Origin of the sequence: Rhizobium grahamii CCGE 502 (assembly GCF_000298315.2) — a bacterium.
GTDB lineage: Bacteria > Pseudomonadota > Alphaproteobacteria > Rhizobiales > Rhizobiaceae > Rhizobium > Rhizobium grahamii.
On the sequence record NZ_AEYE02000004.1, the window covers coordinates 65,041 to 83,025 of the forward strand.

General features: G+C 60.1%; 15 protein-coding genes. 4 read left to right on the top strand and 11 right to left on the bottom strand.

Features of this window, described 5'->3' with window-relative positions:
* Positions 1 to 17: 17 nt before the first annotated feature.
* The 5 genes from RGCCGE502_RS03175 to RGCCGE502_RS03195 all read right to left on the bottom strand — a co-directional run bounded on the left by RGCCGE502_RS03175 (position 18) and on the right by RGCCGE502_RS03195 (position 7,448).
* Positions 18 to 935, bottom strand: coding sequence for a glycosyltransferase family 2 protein (locus tag RGCCGE502_RS03175; protein ID WP_016552721.1), 918 nt, complete (start codon positions 933 to 935; stop codon positions 18 to 20).
* Positions 936 to 1,648: 713 nt separating this feature from the next.
* Entirely contained in the window at positions 1,649 to 3,271 is a 1,623-nt protein-coding gene (locus RGCCGE502_RS03180) for a VOC family protein (protein WP_019279646.1), read from the bottom strand.
* Entirely contained in the window at positions 3,268 to 4,884 is a 1,617-nt protein-coding gene (locus RGCCGE502_RS03185; RefSeq protein ID WP_040673929.1) for a response regulator, read from the bottom strand. Before RGCCGE502_RS03185 ends, RGCCGE502_RS03180 begins: the two co-directional genes overlap by 4 nt.
* Positions 4,877 to 5,314 carry a response regulator gene (locus RGCCGE502_RS03190; RefSeq protein WP_016552724.1) on the bottom strand — a complete coding sequence of 146 codons (438 nt, stop codon included), beginning with the start codon at positions 5,312 to 5,314 and terminating at the stop codon, positions 4,877 to 4,879. Before RGCCGE502_RS03190 ends, RGCCGE502_RS03185 begins: the two co-directional genes overlap by 8 nt.
* Entirely contained in the window at positions 5,301 to 7,448 is a 2,148-nt protein-coding gene (locus RGCCGE502_RS03195) for a sensor histidine kinase (protein WP_016552725.1), read from the bottom strand. The genes RGCCGE502_RS03190 and RGCCGE502_RS03195 overlap by 14 nt, the downstream gene beginning before the upstream one ends.
* 164 nt (positions 7,449 to 7,612) lie before the next feature.
* Here RGCCGE502_RS03195 and RGCCGE502_RS03200 point away from each other — a divergent pair, with 164 nt between their 5' ends.
* From RGCCGE502_RS03200 to RGCCGE502_RS03210, 3 genes are all read left to right on the top strand, one after another.
* Positions 7,613 to 7,987, top strand: coding sequence for a response regulator (locus RGCCGE502_RS03200; RefSeq protein WP_019279647.1), 375 nt, complete (start codon positions 7,613 to 7,615; stop codon positions 7,985 to 7,987).
* Positions 7,988 to 8,299: 312 nt separating this feature from the next.
* The gene (locus RGCCGE502_RS03205) at positions 8,300 to 9,004 is read left to right on the top strand and encodes a response regulator transcription factor (RefSeq protein WP_016552727.1); all 705 of its coding nucleotides are present in this window, start codon (positions 8,300 to 8,302) and stop codon (positions 9,002 to 9,004) included.
* Between the two features lie 14 nt (positions 9,005 to 9,018).
* Entirely contained in the window at positions 9,019 to 9,453 is a 435-nt protein-coding gene (locus tag RGCCGE502_RS03210) for a response regulator (RefSeq protein WP_016552728.1), read from the top strand.
* Positions 9,454 to 9,458: 5 nt separating this feature from the next.
* On the opposite strand, the gene RGCCGE502_RS03215 is transcribed toward RGCCGE502_RS03210, so the two are convergent.
* The 4 genes from RGCCGE502_RS03215 to ybaL all read right to left on the bottom strand — a co-directional run bounded on the left by RGCCGE502_RS03215 (position 9,459) and on the right by ybaL (position 15,151).
* Entirely contained in the window at positions 9,459 to 10,166 is a 708-nt protein-coding gene (locus RGCCGE502_RS03215; protein WP_016552729.1) for a sensor histidine kinase, read from the bottom strand.
* 85 nt (positions 10,167 to 10,251) lie between these two features.
* A complete protein-coding gene (gene secD, locus RGCCGE502_RS03220) occupies positions 10,252 to 12,807 on the bottom strand; it encodes a protein translocase subunit SecD (protein ID WP_016552730.1) in 2,556 nt (851 codons plus the stop codon).
* A gap of 91 nt (positions 12,808 to 12,898) precedes the next feature.
* Positions 12,899 to 13,279 carry a hypothetical protein gene (locus tag RGCCGE502_RS03225; RefSeq protein WP_019279648.1) on the bottom strand — a complete coding sequence of 127 codons (381 nt, stop codon included), beginning with the start codon at positions 13,277 to 13,279 and terminating at the stop codon, positions 12,899 to 12,901.
* Positions 13,280 to 13,333: 54 nt separating this feature from the next.
* A complete protein-coding gene (ybaL, locus tag RGCCGE502_RS03230) occupies positions 13,334 to 15,151 on the bottom strand; it encodes a YbaL family putative K(+) efflux transporter (RefSeq protein ID WP_016552732.1) in 1,818 nt (605 codons plus the stop codon).
* Between the two features lie 34 nt (positions 15,152 to 15,185).
* Between ybaL and RGCCGE502_RS03235 the strand changes: the two genes are divergently transcribed.
* Positions 15,186 to 15,494, top strand: a complete 309-nt coding sequence (locus RGCCGE502_RS03235) for a helix-turn-helix domain-containing protein (RefSeq protein WP_016552733.1) — start codon at positions 15,186 to 15,188, stop codon at positions 15,492 to 15,494.
* Positions 15,495 to 15,576: 82 nt separating this feature from the next.
* Here the strand turns inward: RGCCGE502_RS03235 and RGCCGE502_RS03240 are convergent, their stop codons facing one another.
* Positions 15,577 to 15,945, bottom strand: a complete 369-nt coding sequence (locus RGCCGE502_RS03240; protein WP_016552734.1) for a hypothetical protein — start codon at positions 15,943 to 15,945, stop codon at positions 15,577 to 15,579.
* 206 nt (positions 15,946 to 16,151) lie between these two features.
* Positions 16,152 to 17,585, bottom strand: a complete 1,434-nt coding sequence (locus RGCCGE502_RS03245) for an ArnT family glycosyltransferase (protein ID WP_016552735.1) — start codon at positions 17,583 to 17,585, stop codon at positions 16,152 to 16,154.
* Positions 17,586 to 17,985: the final 400 nt, after the last annotated feature.

A 17,985-nucleotide genomic window follows, 5' to 3' on the forward strand; every position in this document is an offset into this window, starting at 1 on the left:
ACGGCGAGGCGAGCCTCCTAGGCCGGCTGCTTTGCCTTCGGGGCCCGCCAGTAGGCGAGCATGCCGGTCAGGTTGTCACGAAGCTGGCTGCGATAGGTCAGGCCAAGTTCCTCGTTGAGTTTCTGGCGCCCCATGGCTTCCATGAGCGCCTGGCGGATTTCCCAGCGCAACATGCCGCGCATGTTCGAGCGACGATCGAAGAGATATTTGGCGTACAGCGCTCCGTTGCCGAAGGCGTAGCCGGTCTGGAGGCGCTTGATATCAGAGAGCTCACGCCGTCCATGGAAGTGCTTGACAGCAAAATCGGGCAGATATTCGACGCGCACACCGGCATTGAAGGCGCGGTGGACATAGTCGGTGTCCTCGCCGGAGCGGAACGGCGACCCAGCCCCGAAGCGCGTGTCGAAGATCCCGATCTTTTCCACCAGACCATGCGGGAACGCCATGTTGGCGCCATGAATGAAGCCGCCGGCATGCAGATCGCTGGTCAGTACCGCAGGCTCCATCTCGGGCTTGATCGTCACTGGCAGGTCGCGGGCATCACCAAGCTCGATCCGCCCACCGCGCATGACCATCTCGGTATCCGAGCTGAAAAGCGCCGCAAGCGTCGTGAAATAGTCGGGGAAAATCTCGCAGTCGTCGTCGGTAAAGGCAAGGATACGGCCTCTCGCAGCGTTCAGGCCCGTGTTGCGGGCGACGGCGAGACCGGGCTTGGCTTCGTAAATCAAGTTGGTCTTGATTGGCGCGGACGATGCCCATTGGCGAACGACGTCCGACGTCTCGTCCGTGGATCCATTGTCCACGAAGACCAGCTCAAGTCTCAGATAGTCTGCCTGCCGGGCGGCAACAGACACGGCATCCAGGCAGTTCGTCAGTCCATAGGCCCGATTTCTCGACGAGATAATCAGGCTGATGTCCACGGGCCGAGGAGGCATGCAATTTCCCCTTCTGCGATCGATGTCAAGGCGAGGATAGGGCTGAGACCCCGCTTCGGCAAGGAGCTTTTTGCGCTGCAGCAAAATAGAACAGTCGGAGCAGTTCGCAGACGAATGTGGTAATTTCTTGCCGCAAGAAGACGCAAAATAAATACAAATATAAGTTCCGTCACATATCAAAGATTTGTGTGTAAATAACAATGTAAAATAATCTTACAAAGTTCTATTGAAGCAGAATCAGAATTTTAATTTTGTAAAAATGAAGAGTTTTTACGCAATTTTGGCGAATTTTATAGTAAACAGTGGTGTATGCATAATGCGAATTATTTTTTTATGGTGTGCTGGCAATAGCCGTTGCCGCGGTCGATAGTTCTTCGCAGAAACGATCCAGAGCACCCTTCTGGGTAGCATTATCTATAGCCAATGGCATGAAGCGTTCGCTGTGCGCATTCGAGAATAGATGGGTAACGTATCTGGTGAAGCGTCGTTTCGCATGTCTTCATTGTCGTCCCGATCAGTCAACGCAGTGTTGTCCGGCAAAACTGCTGTGCAGACCATAAACACTACTGCGGCCAACGGCGGGTGGAAGTGCGGGCACCCAGATATCAGGGGAGGCATACGGGCAACCGCCTGCTCGCAATGGCGCTGTTATCCCCAGCTATCCAGCGGGCGGACCGCCCGGCGTTGATGCCTTTCACCGGAGGGCGCTTTGCTTAGTTCATTTGCTGCGACAGCCATTTCTGGATAATCGAGACGTCTCCCTCGCCGAGGTCGTGTCCGCCGGAGATGACATCCGAATCGACTGTCGCGCCCGATTGCTTGAGGCGCGTTTCGAGTTCGTTCGCATACTTTCCGTAGGCATCCGTCTTTCCGCTGATAACAAGAAGATCCGTGCCCTTCAGATCGGCATGCGGATAGGTCTTCAAAACAGGCATCGAACGCAACAGCACCGCACGGTGCACCAGATTCGGATGCAGATAGAGCAGCGAGTTGAGCAGGTTCGCGCCATTGGAATACCCGACATAGACGATCTTCTTGGGATCCAGACCGTATGACGACACGGCGCCCTCGATAAAGGCGGCGAAGGCCTCTGCTTCGCTCTTGATGTCATCCTGGTCGAAGGAGAACGGCGTGATGCGCTTGTACCAGCGCGGGATGCCTTCCTCGGTCGCCCGTCCGCGCACACCAAGCAGCGTTGCACGCGGGGCGGCCTCATGCAGGAGTGGCATCAGCGTTGTTTCGTTACCGCCCGAACCGTGCAACAGCACGAACACGCTGCCGTCAGGGTCTGGCGGCGTATAGAAGCGGTGCACGAAAGGCAGGTCGCGATAGTTGACGCGCGGCTCGCCCGGCATCGAAAATTGCGGCAGCACGACCTTGAGGTCTTTGAGATCGGTGATCGGATCCTTGGGAACGAAGAGCTTGCTGCCTAGTGTGGCCTGCGGCTCGTCCACCATCATACCGGGCTTGTCAGTCGCCAGTTCGATCAGTGTGCCGCCCGGCTCGCGGGCATAGAGCGATTCGAAATATTTGCGATCGTGCAGGTTCGTCGCCGCCGCGCCGCCATCCTTGAGCGCATCGTGTACCTTATGGAGTTGCTTTTCGTCGGCGGCGCGGAAAGCGACGTGGTCGGCAGTCCCTGTGCCCGGCGCGCCGGCCCAGAAGCCCTGAGCATTCCTGATGTCGACAATATCGCCCGATTCCGAGACGAGCCGGTCGATGTTGCCACGGCTCTCCTGGAAGCGATAGCCGAAATGCCGCTCCACGAAGTCGCGGCTTTCTGCCGGTTTTTCCGTCAGCAGGGTAACGCCGCGCACGCGCTGCACGGCATGCTCGATCGGCACGCCGGCACCATCCCAGGTGGCCGGGGACTTCAGATTGCGGGCGCCGGCAAGCTTGACGATGATGTTGTCAGGGTCTTTCAGCCGCAGCACGGGTTCACCAAACTCGTCGGCCGGACCTTCGGAGCGAAACCCGAAACTCATGCAGCGCGTCAGCCAATAGCCGATACTGGAGGGATCGATGGCAAGTGAGAGTTCGCCGATCTGGCTATGGCCGACACGACCGGGCGAACCATCCTCCCAGACGAGGAAGGTCACCAGCGAGCCGGGGCTGCCCACGGTGTCTCCGTAGAAGAGATGCAGCTGCGTGGCGTCTTCGAATCCGGCGGTCTGCTTGACCAGCCGCATCCCGAGAAACCCCGCGTAGAAATCCACGTTTGCCTGCACCTTTCGGGTCAGAAGGGTCACGTGATGGATGCCAGATACCATTGAGTTCAGTCCGGATGGCGTGGAGGGCGTCGTAAGCGCCAGAATCAGTGCGAGTATAAACGTCATGCCGTTACAATTGGAGTTTGCCTCGAAGGTTCCGCATAAAGAACTAGGCTATCTCCGCGCGGCTTCAAATCCAAACTGGCCAGTCCGGCCAAGACCTCCTGAAATTGCTGGAGGGTCGGCGGCTTGGTCATGTAGGCGCTAGCGCCAAGTCTTTTTGCCCGCTGCATGTCGCTTTCGTCGCTAGAAGTGCTCAGGATGCAAACGGGAATGGTCTTCAGCCGCGCGTCGGCCGAAAGCGCCCCGAGAACCTCGAAGCCGTCCATGATCGGCATGTTGATGTCGAGCAGTACGAGATCGATTGCGGGGTCTCCATCGACTGTCGCGCGCTCCTGCAACAACCGCATGGCGTCGCGGCCGTTGCCGGCGACATGAAGGTTGAAGCTGACCTTGGCGCGCTGCATCAGCTTGATCTTCAGCAGTTGAACGTCGGCCGGGCTGTCCTCGACGAGCAGGACTTCGGCAAGCCTTACCGAGCCTTCGGGTGCTGGCGACAACATATTGGTAGCACGCCCATCCGGCAGATCTGCCGAGGCGGAAGCCGCAGGCCGGGCCAGCGGCAGTTCGACGACAAAGGTCGAGCCGGTGGGCTGCCGGCCTTCGCACCAGATCGCTCCGCCATGCAGTTGCGCGATGCGCCGGCAGATCGCAAGCCCAAGCCCAGTGCCCTCGATGCCGCGTCCCACCAGCCGTTTGAATGGCTGGAAAATGACCTCGCGATGCTCGGCGTCGATGCCCGGGCCGTTGTCCTGCACCGAAATTCGGCATATGGCGCCATCGCTTGCGACGGATATCTGGAGCTCGGGGCGGTCGACGCCGTAGCGGATTGCATTCGAAACGAGGTTCTGCAGCAGCTGCACCAGCAGCGTGGCATCGCCCATCACTTCGGGCAGATCGCCATAGGAAATCACCGCGCCGGAACTGGCGATCTGCTCGCGAAGGTTGCTCTCCACCCGTTCGATTGCTGCCGCAAGCGCGACGGGCTCCAATTCCAGCTCGCCCGAAACCTCGAGCTTGGTAAAGCCGGAAACCTTCACGATGAGATCTTCCATGTGATCCGCTGCGCCGACGACGTAGTCCAGCAATTCGCGGTCTTCGCCGGATAGCGTCGGGGAAATCTGCAGGATCTTGCTGAACGACTTGATCGTGCGCAGTGGCTCCTTCAGGTCGTGCGCCATCGCGCGGGTAAAGATTTCCAGCGACTGCCGCTTCTGCTCCAGCTTGGCTTCGAGCTCGCCATGCATGATAGCGTTCTGGATGCACCAATGAAGGGTTTGCGGGGAGAGCGAATCCTTCGTCAGATAATCGCGCGCTCCGGCCTTCATCACCTCGACGGCGATGGTTTCGCTTCCTTGGCCGGTCAGCATGACGACGTTTGCAGTCGGATCCTGTTTTAGGATTTCTTCCAGCACGCCGATGCCGTCGCGGCCGGGCAGGGAGTAGTCCAGCAAGATGCAATCGGGACGTTTCTGCCCGCTCAGCGCAATTCCCTCGTCGCCGCTTTCGGCCTCGCGAACACTGTAGTGGGCCTCGGACACCCGCGAGAGCATGCGTCGATAGAACTCACGGTCGTCGACGTTGTCATCGACGATGAGTATGGCGCAGTCGTCAGCCACGGTCGTCCCCATCGGCGGGTAGGATGGCGATCTCGAACCAGTATTCCTTCAGCCGCTGTATGGCGGCGAAGAGGCCATCGAGATCCACCGGCTTCTGCACATAGGTGTTGGCGCCGAGCGCATAGCACCCTTCAATGTCGCGCTCGTCGTCGGATGTCGTCAGGATCACGACCGGGATCTTGCGCCATTCCGGATTGGATTTGATCGCCTCCAGCGTCTTGCGGCCGTCGAGGCCTGGCATGTTCAGATCCAACAGGATCAGGCCGGGGCGCGGCATCATGGTGGCTAGCGCTTCCAGGGCATCGTGCCCCGACGCTGCCCAGCGGATAGGATTCTTCAGCTTGGCACGCTGAAAGGCGCGCAGCGTTGCCTCGAAATCGTCTTCGCTGTCCTCGACGATGAGGATCGGCTGTGATTCACGCTGTGGCATTCTGGTCCTCTCGTTTGTGGCCCAAGGTGAAGTAGAAGGTCGTTCCGCGCCCCACCTCGGACTCCAGCCAGATATCGCCCTCATGCCGGGCAATGATCTTGCGCACGAAGGTCAGCCCGGCTCCGGTACCGTCGTCGGAATCTTTAGGCTTTTCCAGCCGTTTGAAAATACGAAAAATGTCTTCGTGGAACTCCGACGGAATGCCCTTGCCATTGTCCCTGACGAAGAAGACGTCGTGTGCCGAAGTGCCATCATTGCCCGTGAATTGCTGGAGATGTCCGATTGTTACGATGGGGTCGGGCTTGTCGTTGTACTTGACAGCATTGGTGATCAGGTTGCGGTAGACCTCCGTCAACCGCAGAGCATCGCAGACGATCTCCGGCAGGCGACCTTCGACCTGAACCTTGGCATGGCGCTCCTCCAGATAGAGTTCCATGGTCGAAACGACGTCCCCGACGATCGCGTTGACATCGCTGCGCTTGATTGCCAGCTGCTGCCGCCCGATGCGCGAAAAATAGAGGAGGTCGTTGACCAGCTTCTCCATCCGCTGGCTAAGCAGAACAAGCCGGTTGAGACGCCTGGTGCCGTCCTCGTCGAGCTGGCTTTCGTAGTCTTCCAGGAGAAAACGGGAGTGATTATGCAGACCGCGCAGGGGCTCCTTGAGGTCATGCGAGGCGATGTAGGCGAACTCGTCGAGATCCGCATTGCTGCGCTCCAGATCGGCCGTATACGCCTGCAGCTGGCGAAACATCGTCTTCAGCTGTTCTTTATGCGCGACGCGATCGCTGATGTCGCGAAGGATGCCGACGAAGGTAATGGTCGTGTCCGTTGCCAACCGGCTCACTGAGAGATCGAGAGGAAACACCTCGCCGTTCTTCCGCCTGCCGGAAACGGACCTCGTTGTCCCGAGGATGTGCTTTTCGCCGGTCCGGGCGTACCGATCGAGATAGCTGTCATGCTCGGAATGATAGGGCTCTGGCATCAGCAGTCGAACGTTCCGGCCGATAGCTTCTTTGGCGGCATAGCCAAACATTTTCTCCGCTGCCGGATTGAACAGCGAGATTAAGCCTTCCGCGTTTATGGCGATGACGGCGTTCGGCGTGTTTCGGATGACGCTGTCGAAGCGAATGCGCTCCGCATCCAGGCTGCTGTCCTTGCGGAGAAAATAGAAGACGAGCAGGGCGACCAGCCACAGCGTCGCTATGGTGATGGCCCGGTTGGTGGCCTCGTACCAGTAGCCTGCCCCCGCCCGATCCACCGCAAAAAACCCGAGCGACACGAGCACGGAACAAGCAAAAGCGAAGGAAAAGGGCGCATTCTTGTTGCCGAACCACAAGGAGGCCAGCACGAGGGGCACATAGAGAATGCCGTTCGCCACGCCGAGCGGCGTATAGAGATCGACGAAAAGGCCCGTAAGGCAAACGACTGCCGGCAGCCAGATCGGCATGCGGCCGCGACTCTCCGGATTCAGCCACCAGGAGCGTGCCAGCATCGCCGAGCCGAACAGCACCAGCCCAGATGCGGTATGGACGGCCATGCCGATATTGGCACCCCACTGGTATCCCTGCTCAGACCGCGTCGCATAGCCGGCAAGCGCTGCCATGCCGAGACCTATGACGACATAGCCGACAAGCTCCTGCACAAGCTGTGATCGCTCCGCCCGACCCGAGAGCGCAAAAGCGAGCGAGAGGTTGGCGACGAAGAAGATGACCGCCGTATTCGGGGCCATGCCGCGATTGATCTTCGCGGTAAAGTCGGGGTCGACGATCAGGCCAGCGAGAAAGCGCTCGACGATCTGCGCCTGATTTCCGACAAACAGGATTTCGATCAGCCGCTGTCCGCTCATCGATGCCGCAAGGCTGAAGAGCAGGAATGCCAGCATGCGGCGGCGCCGATCCGATTGAACGGAAACGATCAATCCGAGCCCGGACAGCGCAAAGCAAAACGCCGTGTTCAGCGCCATGGAGGAGAAGCCGGGCCATACCGAGAGGATGGCCAGGATCTGCCGAACCCATGCGGCAGTTACGACCAAGCCAAGCACAACAAGGAGGGTGCCGATCGCCACGACGACGAACCGGTATCGCCGTTGGCGGCGAAGGATTTCGGCACTTGCTGCCCGGATCGGCTCTGGCACGCGGTCTCTCCCATTGCGCGCTCATCTAGTTCTGAAAGTTGAGAACTTTCAATACGCTTCGTTGCGGTCACGAGAGCCCGCGCGCTGCAGGGAGGGCGTATTTCGGTTTTCCCGCCACCCGATCCTAAGGCATAGTGGCAGCCTCATGGTTCGAACGGATCGATATGCCGAAGGTATTCTACGTAGATGACAACGCCGACGACCTCTTCTACGCCGATTATGTGCGCAAGAAACAGCAGGTTGGTGTCACGCTCCTATGCTTCTCCAAGGCTGAGGATGCCGTGCAGGCGCTGGAAGAAACATATGCGAAGCATGAGGAATTGCCGGACGCCGTGATCGTCGATCTCTATATGCCGCTCGACAGCGGCCTCGAGCTCATCAGGCGACTGCGCGTGGACGCACGGTTTTCGCACATCCGGCGCGGTGTTTGTACAGGCTCGGATGCGGATGAGGACCGCAAGCGCGCGCTGGCCGCTGGCGCAGACTTCTATGTCGAGAAGCCGATCGATCTCCCGGCCATGGTGGCGCGGATAGGTTGATGTTGGAAGAAAAAGCTGAGAGAGCCGGGCAACCTTAAGTTTGCCGCCACAAACACAGCCAACCCCTTGACTGAAAGGCTGCCGGCTCTCTCCAATGCCGCTACGGCACCGCCTTCCGCACTCAAGGGGTGTTGGATGCGGAAAGACAAAAGACTGGAAGGAGGCGGCGCAGGCCCCTAATCCGAAGATCGAGGTCTTGTTTCACGCTCTTCCTGCAATAGTCTTGCTGGTGGTAATAACTGTGCCGGTCTAGGACGTGTATCCTTAGATCTAGGGATAAGGCCGCCAAACCCGAGAGGCCCAGGACGTGCAATGAGCAGTGCCGCCGCCATTCCTTTCCATCTCGGACCGGAGCTCGGTCGGGCGATAAACCGCACCGATTTCTTTCGGTTGCTGAAGTCCGCCGCACAGCACTACCGCTTCGACTGCTTCGCCTTGGCGCGTGTCTCCGAAGCTTCGCCACCGTTCAGCAACCGTGAGATCATCATTACAAACGTTGCCGAACGGCGCGTCGCCCTGTTTCTCTACGGCATGCGCCAGGCTCTGGGCCTGCTGAAGACCAAGGCCTCGCAGTTTCTGGCCATGCCGCTGAGTGGAAGCGGCAGTTTGCCGGAAGACTATCCCCGCGATCTCGTACTCAACGAGTTTGACAGCAACTCCTTCCTCCTCGTTCCGCTGTTCACGCCAGAGGGCAAGCGCTATTGCGTCGCCTTCAGCGGCAAGCGGGCGGAGCCGGATCAGGGCGAGGTCGCCGAGGTGCTGCTCGACACGATACGAATCTTCGACAAGTTTTATGAGGAGATCTTGGCGCATGAAATGTCGGGACGCCTTACTCAGCGCGAGACCGAAGTCGTGAAGTGGACCAGTGAGGGCAAGACTTCAGCCGATATCGCGATCATCCTTGGCCTGTCGGAACATACCGTCAATTCCCACATCGCAGCCGCTGTGAGGAAGCTCGAGGCTGTCAACCGCGTCCACATGGTCGCAATCGCGCTCAGGATGGGGCTGGTGTCGTGATCGGAGAGGCGGGAATGGTAGTCGGTGAAGGCCGCAAGGACGTAAAGGTGCTCTTCGTCGACGACGAGTTCATCGAGTTTCGATCGCTGAAAAAGAAGCTCGCTACGCTGACCGAGCCGCAGGTCGTGATCGACTATGCGCAATCGATCGACGACGCTCTGGGCAAGCTCCGCGCCGACAGGTTCGACCTGATCCTCCTCGACAATCGCCTGCTGCCGAACGCCGATTTTCGCGAGACGGTGCCAAAGCTGCGGGGCAGCGGCTATACCGGCCCGATCGGCGTCATTTCCATGGATATCTCGGACGGCTACTTCCAGCAATTCCCGGACTACGGCGTCGACTTCCGGATCGGCAAGGACGAAATTGACGCAGACGCCCTGCAGTACATCATCCGCGAATACGTGACCTACAACGTGCCCGACGTCTGGAAGGACGACTACACCAGGTAGCTCGTTTATGCTCGCGAGGCGGGGAGGCGAATGGAAAAGCGACTTCCGCCCGCGTCCGACCGCTCCAGACGAATGCTGCCGCCGAGCGCCCGCAAGATTTCGCGCGTGGCCGTTAGTCCAAGTCCAGGGCCAACCGGCCGGCCTTCCTGTGGCAATTTCCAGAATGCGTCGAAGATCTTGTCCTGATGCGCGGGGTCAATGCCGGGGCCGTTGTCGGATATGCGGATCGTTATCTCGGCGGCTTCTCGCCCCGCTTCGATAGTAACGACCGGAGGCGACGAGCCACGATGGATCAGTGCATTGGCAATCACGTTTGTCAGCGCGATCCTGACAATCGCCGGATCCGAAACGATTGTCGGGAGGTCACCGTGCTCTAATTTCGCATTCGATGCCACGACGTCGCTCTCCATATCGGCCCAGATCTCGCTGGCAAGATCCTTTAGATCGATTTCGACCGCCGTCACCGGTGGCATGCTGCTGGCAAAGCCCATCAGCGCCTTGGTCAAACGCTGAGCCGTCTCTGCTTTTTGGAGGATGGTTTGCAGGCTTTTCAACTGCTCGCCGTCGAGCTTGTCGGAGAGGTCGTCGAGCAGGATTTCCGCATACATCGCGATATGCCGCAGCGGCGACTGGAGATCGTGCGAGGCGATCGCCAGGAAGCGGCGAATGCGCTCCTCGTTCTCGGTCGATGCAAGCGATTGTTCAGACGACATGCCGCGGAATCTCCTTGCGTCAACATAGAAAGAGGGCGCCGGCTCTGCAACCGGCGCCCTCATTTCATGTCACGTCAGCATGCTCTCAGCCGGCAGTCTTGCGCGACTGGCCCTCTTCCGGAGGGATGATCTCCGGCGCGGTTTCTGCGGCCGCGACAGCTTTGCCGTGGCGACGACGCCAGTCGCCGAGGAAGAGCAGGATCGGTGCAGCGATGAAGATCGAAGACGCGCCGGCAACGAGGATGCCGAAGACCATCGGGATCGCGAAGCTCGAGACCGCGCTGCCGCCCCAGATCGCCATCGGCAGCAGGGCGAGGAACGCCGTCGCGTTGGTGTAAAGGCTTCGTGCCAGCGTCTCGTTGATCGACCGGTCGATGATTTCGCGCAGCGGCATCGACTTGTAGAGGCGCATGTTTTCACGCATCCGGTCATAGACCACGACCTTGTCGTTCACCGAATAGCCGACCAGCGTCAGGATGGCGGCGATGGCGGTGAGGTTGAAGTCGAGGCCGGTCAACGCGAAGAAGCCGATCGCCTTGGTGACGTCGAGGATGAGCGTGACGATGGCGCCGACCGCGAATGGCCACTCGAAGCGGTACCAGATGTAGAACAGCATCGCCAGGCTGGCGATGACGACCGACAGGATACCGGCCCAGGCGAGTTCACCACTGACCTTCGGACCGATGACGTCGGTGCCGGTGACGGTTGCCGACGGGTCGATCTTGATGATCTCCGCCTTCAGCTTTTCAACGGCTGCCGTCTGTGCTTCTTCACCGCCGTCCTGGCGTTGCGCGCGCACCGCCATGGTGTTGTTGTCACCATAGGACTGCAGCGAGACTTCGCCGAGGCCGAGGCTGTTCAGGCCTTCGCGGAAGCGGCCAAGATCGCTGGCTTCAGCGGTCTTAACCGACATCTGGATGCCGCCACGGAAGTCGACGCCGTAGTTGAGGCCCGGATGGATGAAGAGAACGACCGAGGCGATCGACAGAAGCGCCGACACAGTCACACCGAAGAAGCGAGCCTTCATGAACTGGATGTGGCGGCCGTAAGGGTTGAACATCATCGGGATCAGCGGCTTGATGTTCAGAACCTTCAGCTTACGGCGACGCGTGATCTCGATCATCGTGACGCGAACGAAGGCGACCGAGGTGAACATCGAGATGATCAGGCCGAGCGCCATGGTGACCGCGAAGCCGCGGACCGGACCGGTGCCGAACCAGAACAGGATTGCCGCTGCGATCAGCGCCGTCATGTTACCGTCGATAATCGTCGAGTAAGCGCGGCGGAAGCCGGTGTCGATGGCGGCAAAGGCGCTCTTGCCCTTGCGCGTCTCTTCGCGGATGCGCTCGTTGATGAGAACGTTTGCGTCAACCGCGAGGCCGATGCCGAGGACGACACCCGCAATACCGGGCAGCGTCAGCGTGGCGCCGACAAGCGTCAGGGCCGAGAAGGTCAGGATGGTGTGGATGAGCAGCGCGAAGTTCGCGAGGAAACCCCACTTGCCGTAGAGGATGAAGATGAAGGCTGCGACGAGCACGAAACCGACGAGACCGGAATAGATACCCATGCGGATCGCGTCCGCGCCGAGGTCGGCCCCGACGGTGCGTTCTTCGATGACGGTGAGCTTGGCGGGCAGGGCGCCGGCGCGCAGCATGGCGGCAAGCGTGGTTGCGCTGTCGGCCGAGAAGCTGCCGGAGATCTGACCGGAACCGCCGGTGATCGGTTCGCGGATAACCGGTGCACTCAACACCTTGTCGTCGAGAACGATGGCAAACGGGTTGCCGACGTTCTGGCGGGTGATATCGGCGAAGCGGGTTGCGCCGGCGCTGTCGAAGCGGAAGCTGACAACGGGCTCATGCGTGTTCGGGTCGAAGCCGACGCGGGCATCCGAGAGGCGGTCGCCCGAGATTTCGACGCGATCGAGAACCGGATAGCTGTTGCCCTGCTCGTCCTTGAGCATCGTCACGCCCGGTCCCGGCTGGTTGTTCGGAGCGAGCATGTGGAAGGACATCTTCGCGGTCGAGCCGAGAAGCTGGCGAAGGCGGGACGGATCCTGTGCGCCCGGAAGCTGCACGAGAACGCGGTTTCCACCGATGCGCTGGATCGTCGGTTCGGCGACGCCGACCTGGTCGACGCGCTGGCGGATGACCTCGAGGCTCTGCTGAACGGCGGAGTCGACGTTTGCAGCGATGCCGGCCGGCGAGAAGGCGACGAGAATATTGCCGCCGCTGGTCGTGACAGCGAGATCCGACTGGCCGGCGCTGAGGCCGGTGGCGATGGCGTTGCCGAGCGTCTTCAGCTGAGTGACGGCTTCGTCCGTCTGGGCAGTATCCGTCAGGGTAACGACGATCTGGTTCTGATTGCGAACGATCGACTTCGTCTGGATGTTCTTTTCACGAAGCACGCGACGTGCGTCCTGCAGAAGCGACTGCAGGCGCTCACGGGTCAGGTCCGCTTCGTCGACTTCGAGAACGAGATGCGAGCCGCCGCGAAGGTCGAGACCGAGTGAAACCCGGTCGTGCGGCAACCACGAGGGCAGCCGGTCGAGGGTGGATTGCGGCAACGCGTTCGGCAACGCGATCAGAATGCCGAGGAGAATGATCACCGTATAGGTGAACACCAGCCATGGTGAATTACGCATGTTGTTGTCTATCCTTGGTAACGCTTAAGCCTGCGCTCCCTCGCGCAGGCGGCGTGTCTTTAAAGCAGTGGAAAGCGCCGGAGGCGCGCATTCATGCCGCGGCCGCAGGCGGGCCGTGAGAGTTGTACGCCTTCATATCGCCGGCACGAAGCGCGGGATGGAAGGTTGCGAGATGCTTCGCCCTGCTGAAGTGGCGATCGATGCTCGGTACTATGCCAAGCGTTGCGACACCGGAATCGAACGGCGTGTATTTCGGGGAGGCCTTGCGCTCGGCCGCCAGAATGCCGCGGACAACGTCGCGCGCACTGACCTGCAGCGGCTGACCGTCCTTGCTGGACGACGACACCGAATTCGGCCCGCGTGTGGGGACGATGACGAAGTTGCCGCCGAACAGCAAGCCAAGATAGGCAAAAACGGCAATGACCAACGAGATCGCAACGCGACCGCTCATGCGGCGCGCGTCGAGCCTCATCTCGTGGTCACCCAAATTTTCGGCCTCGTACCGGTTCAACGGCGCAAAAGTCTCTCATTCTTTGTCGGGAGAAGGCGCTTCCTTGGCTGCAATTGTAGCAGTCTCGGCCTCGTCTTCATAGCGCACACTGTCATGATGCACTTGAGCGAGCCGGTCAACCATGCCCATGGCAATTTCCCGTTCGCCCATGATGACGGTGTCTGCACCGTATTCCTTCAACTCTTCGACCTCGGCGTCCGAATGTGCACGCGCTACGATCAGGATGGACGGGTTGATCTCGCGGCCTTGTTCCGCGATGCGGCAGGCTTCGAAGGCATTGGGGATGGCGATGACGAGGCTGCGGGCGCCGCCGATGTTGGCAAGGTCGAGCACCGCACGCGACACGGCATTGCCGCTGATCGCCTCGACGCCTTGATCCCGGAGCTCTCCAATGCGTTTGTCGGAGTCCTCGATCACAAGGAAGGGCGTACCTGAAGATTTCAGGTTTTGCCCGACGATGCTGCCCACACGGCCGTAACCGACGAGGATCGCGTGCCCCTGAAGCGCCGTCGGGTGCACATCGTCTTCTTCCGCCACGGGCTCGTCAGCCGGCTCTGGTGCCGTCTCAGCAGTCAGCTCGGTGGCCGGCTCTTCCCGCTTGCCACGCTCCAGCATCGGGCGCAGACGATCGCAGACGTAGAAAAGCAGTGGATTGAGGATGATCGAGATGATCGCGCCCGCCAGGATGAGGTCACGCCCTTCTTCCGGCAGTAGGCCAAGAGCGACGCCGAGCGTCGCCAGGATGAAGGAGAATTCGCCGATCTGCCCGAGGCTCGCCGAAATTGTCAGCGCCGTGCCGACGGGCTTGCGGAACAGCAGTACGATCAGGAAGGCGGCGATGGATTTGCCGATGACGATAATGAAGATGGTGGCGAGCAGCGGCAGCGGCTTGTCGACCAGGATGTTCGGATCGAACAGCATGCCGACGGAGACGAAGAAGAGAACCGCGAAGGCATCGCGAAGCGGCAAGCTTTCCTGGGCGGCCCGGTGGCTGAGTTCGCTTTCGGCCAGAACCATGCCGGCAAAGAAAGCGCCGAGAGCCAGTGAAACGCCAAACATCTTCGAGGCACCGAAGGCAACGCCGAGCGCGATGGCAAGCACGCCGAGGCGGAAGAGTTCGCGCGATCCGGTGTGCGCGATGCGGTGCATCGTCCAGGGAATGATGCGCCGCCCGAAGACCAACATCAGCCCAACGAACAGCGCGACCTTGATCAGTGTCATGACGATGATGCCGCCAATGCCCAAATCGAGGCCGAGGAGCCGGCTGACCGCGGCAGACAGCGGCTCGACGGTCGCATGCTCCCCACCGCCGATGCTGGCGGCGGCCGGAATGAGAACGAGCGCCAGGACCATGGCGAGGTCCTCGACGATCAGCCAACCGACCGCGATCTTGCCGCGATCGGTTTCGACCAGCCGTCGCTCCTGCAGCGCCTTCAACAAGACGACCGTCGAAGCGACGGAAAGAGCGAGTCCGAAGACGAGGCTCCCGCCCGTCGGCCATCCCATCAAGGCCCCCAGTCCCCAGCCCAGCAACGTCGCAAATCCAATCTGCACGATGGCGCCCGGAACGGCGATCCCGCGAACGGAGAGGAGATCCTTGAGAGAAAAGTGTAGCCCGACGCCGAACATCAGCAGAATGACACCGATTTCGGCGAGTTCAGGCGCAAGGTTTTGGTCGGCGACGTAACCGGGCGTGTGCGGGCCGACGAGGACGCCGGCGATGAGGTATCCGACCAACGGGGGCAATCGCAGCCTGTTGGCAAGTGCACCGAGGATGAACGCAAGCACGAGACCTCCGACAATTGTCGAAATCAAAGGTGTGTCGTGCGGCATAACGTTCTCCTGTACTGGAAATCCCGGTTGAATTATGACATATATGGCTTATATCAACCAATATGGGTGGTTTGACATTATGGGTCAAGGCGCGAAGGAAACAATTCTGACCCCGGCACTGTGCCGGGCCGCTCGTGGATTGCTCGACTGGACGCAACTCGATCTGGCGGAACACGCGGCGGTGTCGCGCAGCACCATCCGCGACTATGAAGGAAAGCACCACGAAATCCACCGCGCAACCGAGGCGCAGTTGCGGCTTGCTTTCGAAAACGGCGGTGTCGCGTTCGTGGATGTCGAAGGCATGGGGATCTGCCTGGGCCTGTCAGCGCCAGCCGATCGCTAGATGTTGGGCCTCAAGAGGTTGTCCGTGCCGCTTCCAGGCAGGGACTTTCGGTGCGGTATAAGGGGCACGCTGCGCCGGACCGTTAGCCGGAAGCGAGTGTAATGTCGCGAATGGCCTCCCAGTGGTCCAATGGTGCGGAGCCGAGTTCAAAGCAGACCGATACGTGACCGTCAGGCAGGTCGATGACAAGCTGGTGGAAATTGCCGTATCCGATCAGGACGAAGCGCATGCCGCCACAATCGAGGTCGCCGCGCTGGCGCGCCAGCTTGAGCAGCGTGGGATTGACGAACAGTTCCTCGTATTTGTCCGATTCCGATGCAGAAGCACCGGCCACCTGCGATTTCTGGCGCGAAACCAGTTCTCCCTTTCGGTAGAGGGCGACATAGCGGATCGCATCAGACACCTCGAAAATGCGATCGATCAGCAGTGCGTCGGGCGAACTGGATGGCATGTCTCGCTCCCTCTTTGCTGGGACGTCGGTCGGCTGCGAAGCCTAGCGCTCAAGAGAATCGTGTCAATGGCAGCCCCGACGGGTGACTGCATCAGCCTCCGGTCGCTGGCCGTTGCGCTTAGCGACCTCTCGGCAAGTCCTTCACGCAAATGACAGCGATAGCTGCTCCGGCCGAGGCCTCCGCGTCCGAAACCGATATACTCCACTCAACGCGGTTGGTTAGGTACCGCCAGGCAAGTCGGTGAAATCCGGTAGGCGAAGATCGTCTTGCCGCGATAGTAGCCGTCCGGCGGCTGCCAACTCCGGACGAGTTCAGTGGCTTGCGCGCAGTCCACCGGATGGGTCGTCACGTAGAGCACGTTGTCCGCGATATCACTCGGCAGCGCGAAGGTCTGCTCATAATAGTTGTCTGGCGCGTCGACCGGTGGCTTCGCATAGATGTGGACAGGATCGTTCCGCAGCGTATGGAACATGTCCGCCAGAAGGTCGCGGCTGTCGCTGACGATCACCGGTGTCGCCGACTGCCGCGCCAGCTCGCCGGCCTCGCGGCTGATCGCAGTGCGGCCCAGGTAGCGCTTCATGACTTCGCTGCCATTCGGCAGCACCAGCTGATGTGCAAAGACCGCGGCGAGGGGAAACAGGAGGCTGGCCGCACCATTGATCGCCAGCGATAGGCGCAACCCCTTCGGCCAGAGGCGGTCAAGCAACCACACGGCAAGGATCGTTCCAGCAACATAGGCGGTCACACCCCAGTTGGCGTAGGCCTTGGCGACCAGTGCCTGAAGCGTGATTAGCAGCACGACCGGGATCGACAGCCAGATCAGCAACCGTTCCCGCGGCTCGCTCTCCCCCTTGAGCGCACGCGCAACGGCCCACAGCATGGCGAAGAAGATGATCGGTCCGACAACGCCGAATTGCGCGGCGAAGAATTCGAGGCCACCGCCGATGTTGATACCGAGCTTGCTCCAGTGTGCGATGTTTGTCGTGTGCCGGACGGTCGTGGCGTCATGCGCAAGGTTCCACCAGAGATTCGGGGCGGCGACGGAGAGGGCGACAATCATGGACAGAAAGAAGTCGCGCCAGGCGATCCGCGCGTTTGGAACAAGGATGAGCGCGATCAGCCCGCCGGGGACGACGAAGAGGATGGCGTATTTCGACAGAAAGGCGCAGCCGAACGCGAACCCCATCAGAAGAGCGAGGCCTACGGAGCGCTTCTCGGTCAGACCGAAATAGGCCCACAGCGCGACAGCCAGGAAGAAGAGAAGGACGACATCGGTGGAAAAGAACACCGATGACAAGGCAACGCCCGGCAGTGTGATGAAGGTGGCGCCGGTCCAGCCTTCAATCTTCGGTCCGGCAAAACGCTTCGCCGTCTTCATCAGCACGATCGCAGTCGCCATATGGATCAGCGGTCCGCTCACCCTGATCCAATAGGTCGATGTCGAGCCCGCAAGTTCCGTCACGGCTCGGATGACCCAGGCGATCATCGGCGGTTTCGAGTAATAGCCGAAATCCAGATTCTGCGACCAGAACCAGTATTGCGCCTCGTCGACAAAGAGATCGGTCGTATCGAAATGAAGCGCGAGGACTCGCCAGAGCGTCACGCCAACGATGATGAAGAGGCCAAGTCTGGCAGACATGAACGGAATTCCGCTGAACGCAAACACAGTAGTCGAGCCGAGGTCTAGCGCGCTGGGGCGCCGGACGTGTAGCTGGTTTCTACTGGTTTACTATGGAAATTCAAAGGACGCGAAGGGCGATTTGGCCACGGGTCGCTTCGATGTGGTCCAGCAGAGTAACGGCTGCAAGAACAGCGATCGAAAGAACGCACGACCCCAATCCAAGAACAATCATTGCCCAATCCTTCTGACGTCATGTCACGGTTATTTTCGGGGCTATAGCACAAAGCTTGCGCCGGACTTGTAGCGGCGCTGCAACGCAAGCCCAGTAATTCGTAGATGGTTATTAGGGCCTGCCGGAAAGTCGACATTCATAAAATACGCATTAACCTTCAGGCAAGGAATTAACCATAAACATTGC

What these genes read in the sequence shown, in the direction of transcription:
- RGCCGE502_RS03215 (WP_016552729.1), bottom strand. Translation starts at nt 10,166, where the DNA reads ATGTCGTCTGAACAATCGCTTGCATCGACCGAGAACGAGGAGCGCATT.
- RGCCGE502_RS03210 (WP_016552728.1), top strand. Translation starts at nt 9,019, where the DNA reads ATGGTAGTCGGTGAAGGCCGCAAGGACGTAAAGGTGCTCTTCGTCGAC.
- RGCCGE502_RS03205 (WP_016552727.1), top strand. Translation starts at nt 8,300, where the DNA reads ATGAGCAGTGCCGCCGCCATTCCTTTCCATCTCGGACCGGAGCTCGGT.
- RGCCGE502_RS03190 (WP_016552724.1), bottom strand. Translation starts at nt 5,314, where the DNA reads ATGCCACAGCGTGAATCACAGCCGATCCTCATCGTCGAGGACAGCGAA.
- RGCCGE502_RS03245 (WP_016552735.1), bottom strand. Translation starts at nt 17,585, where the DNA reads ATGTCTGCCAGACTTGGCCTCTTCATCATCGTTGGCGTGACGCTCTGG.
- RGCCGE502_RS03235 (WP_016552733.1), top strand. Translation starts at nt 15,186, where the DNA reads ATGACATATATGGCTTATATCAACCAATATGGGTGGTTTGACATTATG.
- RGCCGE502_RS03225 (WP_019279648.1), bottom strand. Translation starts at nt 13,279, where the DNA reads ATGAGGCTCGACGCGCGCCGCATGAGCGGTCGCGTTGCGATCTCGTTG.
- secD (WP_016552730.1), bottom strand. Translation starts at nt 12,807, where the DNA reads ATGCGTAATTCACCATGGCTGGTGTTCACCTATACGGTGATCATTCTC.
- RGCCGE502_RS03200 (WP_019279647.1), top strand. Translation starts at nt 7,613, where the DNA reads ATGCCGAAGGTATTCTACGTAGATGACAACGCCGACGACCTCTTCTAC.
- ybaL (WP_016552732.1), bottom strand. Translation starts at nt 15,151, where the DNA reads ATGCCGCACGACACACCTTTGATTTCGACAATTGTCGGAGGTCTCGTG.
- RGCCGE502_RS03180 (WP_019279646.1), bottom strand. Translation starts at nt 3,271, where the DNA reads ATGACGTTTATACTCGCACTGATTCTGGCGCTTACGACGCCCTCCACG.
- RGCCGE502_RS03175 (WP_016552721.1), bottom strand. Translation starts at nt 935, where the DNA reads ATGCCTCCTCGGCCCGTGGACATCAGCCTGATTATCTCGTCGAGAAAT.
- RGCCGE502_RS03240 (WP_016552734.1), bottom strand. Translation starts at nt 15,945, where the DNA reads ATGCCATCCAGTTCGCCCGACGCACTGCTGATCGATCGCATTTTCGAG.